General features: G+C 71.6%; 4 protein-coding genes. 1 reads left to right on the top strand and 3 read right to left on the bottom strand.

The genetic code is table 11. From position 1 onward, the window contains the following. Positions 1-1,175: polyketide synthase (locus tag HET64_RS36400; RefSeq protein WP_215111513.1), on the bottom strand; the 1,175-nt coding region annotated here is incomplete at its 3' end. A 42-nt stretch (positions 1,176-1,217) separates the two neighbouring features. Next, positions 1,218-2,159, bottom strand: coding sequence for a sterol desaturase family protein (locus tag HET64_RS36395; RefSeq protein WP_215111512.1), 942 nt, complete (start codon positions 2,157-2,159; stop codon positions 1,218-1,220). Positions 2,160-2,733: 574 nt separating this feature from the next. On the opposite strand from HET64_RS36395, the gene HET64_RS36390 reads away from it, so the two are divergent. Continuing rightward, entirely contained in the window at positions 2,734-3,942 is a 1,209-nt protein-coding gene (locus tag HET64_RS36390; protein ID WP_215111511.1) for a cysteine desulfurase-like protein, read from the top strand. Positions 3,943-3,957: 15 nt separating this feature from the next. Here HET64_RS36390 and HET64_RS36385 read toward each other — a convergent pair whose 3' ends face one another. Next, positions 3,958-4,968: a MerR family transcriptional regulator gene (locus tag HET64_RS36385; protein ID WP_251146364.1), complete on the bottom strand. Its 1,011-nt coding sequence runs from the start codon at positions 4,966-4,968 to the stop codon at positions 3,958-3,960. Between the last annotated feature and the right edge of the window lie 122 nt (positions 4,969-5,090).

Genomic DNA, 5,090 nt, shown 5'->3' with positions numbered 1-5,090 from the left:
GGGTTGAGGTTCTCCAGATTGATGTGGGGCGGGATCGTGCGGTGCTTGATGCTCAGGACGGTCTTGATCAGCCCGGCGATCCCGGCGGCGGATTCGGTGTGGCCGATGTTCGTCTTGACCGAGCCGACGTAGGCGCGGGCGCCCGGGGCGCGTCCGACGGCCAGCGCGCGGGCCAGGGCGTTCGCCTCGATCGGGTCGCCGACCGGGGTCGAGGTGCCGTGCGCCTCCATGTACTGGAGGTCGCCGGGGGTGATGCCCGCCTCGGCACAGACCCGGCGGATGAGGTCGACCTGGGCGTCGGGGTTGGGCACGGTGATGCCGTTGGTGTGCCCGTCCTGGTTGACGCCGCTGCCGGCGATCACCGCGTGGATCCGGTCCCCGTCCCGTACGGCGTCGTCCAGCCGCTTCAGCGCGACCAGGCCGACGCCTTCGGCCCGTACGTAGCCGTCGGCGGCGGCGTCGAACGTACGGGAGCGGCCCTGGGGCGACAGGAACCCGCCCTTCGTCTCCGCGACGGTGTACTGCGGGGCCATGTGCAGCAGGGTTCCGCCGGCCAGCGCGAGGTCGCTCTCCCCGTTGTCCAGTGCCTGGCAGGCCAGGTGGACGGCGACCAGGGAGGAGCTGCACGCGGTGTCGATGGAGAGGCTGGGGCCGCGGAAGTCGAAGCAGTACGAGATGCGGTTCGACACCATCGTCATCATGGTCCCGGTCGCGGTGTGGGCGGCCAGCGAGGTGAAGCCCAGGTCCGCGAACTGCAGGATCTTGTAGTCCAGGGTGAACGCGCCGACGTAGACGGCGACGTTGCCGCCGGCCAGGTCGGCGGCACGCTGACCGCCGTCCTCCAGGGCCTCCCACGCCACTTCGAGCAGCTTTCGCTGCTGCGGGTCCATGTGGTCGGCCTCGCGGGGGCTGATGCCGAAGAACGCGGGGTCGAACTCGTCGAAGCCGTCGATGTATCCGCCGCGGCCGCCGACGAGGCGTCCGGGTTTGTCGCGGAACCGGCTGCCGAGCGTACGGACGTCGTACCGGTCGGGCGGGGTGGGCGTGATGCAGTCCTTGCCCTCCACCAGATTGCGCCAGTACGTGCGGTGGTCCGAGGCTCCGCCGGGCAGGCGGCAGCCCATCCCGATGATCGCCACCTTGTTCCGTAACGCCCGGTTGTTCGCGTCGGCCATGTCGAACTCCTCAAGTCGTGGTGGAGCGTCAGGGAGCGGCGGTCACTCCGGCCGGGAGGCCCGTGCCGGTCGGCGTCGCCAGGGATGTGTGAGGGCGGCGAGGATCTCGCCGGTGCCGGGGAAGGACGTGGGATCGTGCAGGCCCACGGCGGCGGGCTCGCGGCCGGGGTACCAGGTGAAGCTGCCGAAGAGGTGGTCCCAGCACGACAGGTCGGAGCCGTAGTGGCCGGCTTCGGACAGTTCGGTGCTGTGGTGCAGCCGGTGCTGCTCGGGACTGGCCAGCAGATGGTTGAGCCGTCCGATGCGGACATCGATGTTGGCGTGGACGAAGTAGCCCTGGGCGGCGACGAAGAGGCCGACCACCAGCACCGCGGGGCGGGAGAATCCCACGAACGCCAGAGTCAGCTGGACGAGGCCCTGCGCCAGGACGATGTCCAGCACGTGGTTGACGCTGTTGTTGGCGACGTTGACCTTCTCCGGCACGTGATGCACTCCGTGCAGCCGCCAGAGCAGGGCGTTCCGGTGGCCCAGCCGGTGCACCGCGTAGCTGACGAGAGATCCGGCGAGGAGCGCGCCCGGGATCTCGATCCAGAGGGGGCGGGCCGATTCCGCCGGCGAGATCTGGCCGACGGCCAGCGCGACCAGGAGTTGTGCCAGTCCGCTTCCGGCCATGGTGAGCAGGAAGTAGATGCCGTACCAGCGCCATTCGGACTTTCCGGGGTGCCAGTTCCGGTCATAAGGAATCAGCCGCTCCAGGAGGGCCAGATAGGCGATGACCCCGACCAGGAAAAGCGAACTGACCCATGCCGGATCCCACTGGAGCCACAATGCGGCCACTCCCACGGAGACGACCGCGAGGAGGAGAACCGGGTACGCAGCGGCACGAAGAAGCCGAGCAGGATAATTGCCGGCCCGCCCCTTCCGGCCGACCGAATAGTCGGCCGAATAGATTCCGCCATCGGCGGAGTGCTCGCGCTCGTCCATCCGTGACCCTCCACAAGTGACAGTGACGGGGAGAGAGACCATCGCATCGCATCAGCACAGGCCAGAGCAGTCCTGGAATGTGACAGGAAACCCCGGACGGCGACCACGGCCCCCGCACTGGCGACTTTCAGACACCCGACCCCGATGACATTCGGCCGCGGCGTGAACTGATGCCCCCGACCCATCAGCCCAGATCATCTATTTCCCGTTCCCACCGCTTTAATCACGAACGACTCGCAGAAATCATCCGGCGCATTTATCCATGACGGGAATGCGAGAAGGATCGCACAACCGAGGCGAGTTCATTTGTGCGAGCAATTCTTTCGTAGGATCATCGCGACGGTTGAGGACGGCGCATTCCGGTGCGCCGGGAGACGCCGCCCCACGCTCGGGCGCGTATGCGGACAGGGAGCGGTGCGCCCGCGCAGAATCACCTCTCCCGAAAGCGCCCCCGGAGCAGATCTCCGAGCGGGGCTCCGCCGGAGGGCTCCCGCTCCTTCCACCGGAGGACACCGCCCTGCGATGATCACAGCGAGATCCGGCAGCACATCAGCGAACGAATCGAGGAGCCCCCTTGTCGTACGACGTCGGCGCGGTGCGCGCACAGTTCCCCGCCCTGCGGTCCGGTACGGCGCACTTCGACGGGCCGGGCGGCACCCAGACCCCGGCCTCCGTCGTCGCCGCGATCGGCGGGGCGATGAGCGGGCCCCTGTCGATCCGGGGCGCCGCGCTGCCCGGGGAGGTGAACGCGGAGGGGATCGTCCGCGGGTTCCGGCAGGCGATGGCCGACCTGCTGGGCGCGGACCCGGACGGCATCGTGTTCGGCCGCAGCGCCACCCAGCTCACGTACGACTTCTCGCGCACCCTGTCCAGGGCCTGGCGCCCGGGGGACGAGGTGGTGGTCAGCCGGCTGGACCACGATGCCAACATCCGCCCGTGGGTGCACGCGGCCGAGCGGGCGGGGGCGGTGGTGCGGTGGGCCGACTTCGATCCGTCGACCGGCGAGCTTCCCCCCGAGGCGGTCGGCGCACAGATCACCGGGCGGACCCGCCTGGTCGCGGTGACCGGCGCCTCCAACCTCATCGGCACCCGGCCCGACATCCCGGCCATCGCCGAACTGGTCCACCGGGCCGGCGCGCTGCTGTACGTGGACGGGGTCCATCTGACGGCCCACCACGCGGTGGATGTGGAGCGGCTCGGGGCGGACTTCTTCGTCTGCTCCCCGTACAAGTTCTTCGGGCCCCATCACGGGGTGCTCGCCGCCCGGCCCGAGCTGCTCGGCACTCTCCGTCCCGACAAGCTGGCACCCTCCACCGACGCCGTGCCGGAGCGCTTCGAACTCGGCACCCTCCCCTACGAGTCGATGGCGGGGACCCGCGCGGCGGTGGACTTCCTCGCGGGCCTGGGCGCCGGCGCGGACGCGGCGGGCGGGCGGCGGGCGCGGTTGCGGTCGGCGTACGCGGCGATCGACGCCCACGAGACGGAGCTGCGGGAGAGCATCGAGAAGGCGGTGGGCGAACTGGGCGGGGTGACGGTCCACTCCCGTGCCTCGAGACGCACCCCCACCCTGCTGCTCACCTTCGACGGCCGGGACGCGGCGGACGCCTACCGGTCCCTCGCGCGCTCCGGGGTGCACGCGCCCGCAGGTTCCTTCTACGCCCTGGAGGCCTCCCGCCACCTGGGGCTCGGCGACAGCGGCGGCCTGCGCGTCGGGCTCTGCGCGTACAACGACGCGGACGACGTGGAGCGCCTCCTGACGGGACTCACGGACTGGCTGCGGTGACGGTGGCGGCCCCCGTCACCGCGCACCGAGTGCGACGAGTGCGCTCACCGCGTCGGCGAGCCCGGACGGGTGCCGGGTTCCCGGGGGCTGCCGCCCGGCCCAGCCGGGTCCGGCGGTGAAGACGACAGGCCGTCTGCGCGCGCCCCGTACGCCCCACTCGATCGCCTCCACCCGGGCCGCGAGCGAAGGGCTCGCCGTGCCGTGCGACTGGGCCCAGAGCACCACCGCGTCGGGTCCGGTGCGCCGGACCGCCTCCTCCAGCGCCTCGGCGGGTAGCGCGGCGCCGAACATGCGGACCGGCAGTCCGTGCCGGGTGAGCGTGGCGGCGAGAGCCTCCAGGGCCAGTGTGTGGGTCTCACCGGGTGCGCAGGCCAGCAGCGAGAGGCTCGCACCGGGGGCGGGGGGCCCGGCGGCACGGACACCGCGCAGCGCGCCGGAGACGTGCCAGGACAGCAGGTGCTCGACCTCGATGCACCGCTCCCCCGCGGTCTCCCACTTGCGGCCCACCGCGTGCAGCGCCGGCGCCATCACCTCGTCCCAGGCGGCCGGCAGCCCGTAGCGGTCGAGGACCTCCGTGAGCAGTTCCTCCATGGCCGGCGCGTCCAGCCGGAGCGCTGCCCGGGCCAGGCCTCGGCACTCGCGGCGGGCGCTGTTGAGCGGAAGTCCGCCGGGGGCCCGGGACGGGTGCCCGCGCCATGGCGCGGCCGTGGCGCGCGGCGCTCCGGCCAGGACGGCACGAGCGGCCTCGGCCGGCGGCAGGCCCGCGCCCGTCAGGCGGCACATGTGCCGCAGGGCGGCGATGTCGGCCCCGGTCCAGCGACGGTGCCGGCCGTCCTCCCGTGCGGCCGGGCCGATGCCGTAGCGGCGGTCCCACGAGCGCAGCGTCGTCGGCGCGACACCGAGAAGGCGGGCCACGGCGCCGGTGGTCAGGCCTTGGCCGGCCGGCGCCCGCGGGGGCCGGCCACCGGTGCGGTGGCCGGCCGGGCCCGTCACCGGGTCCGCCACGGAGTCCGATACCGGTTCCATCACAGGGTCCATCACGGGGTCCATAAAACCCACCATACGATGCAAAAACGATGCATGTTGCCCAGCCTGTCACCGCGCGGTTCGCTGGAGTCAGCGGGGCCCTGTGCGATGCCCGTCTCTTA

The organism is Streptomyces sp. McG3 (genome assembly GCF_018619185.1).
Taxonomy (GTDB): domain Bacteria; phylum Actinomycetota; class Actinomycetes; order Streptomycetales; family Streptomycetaceae; genus Streptomyces.
The sequence above is the reverse complement of the archived record's forward strand: the minus strand, read 5'-3'. Positions and strand labels throughout refer to the sequence as shown.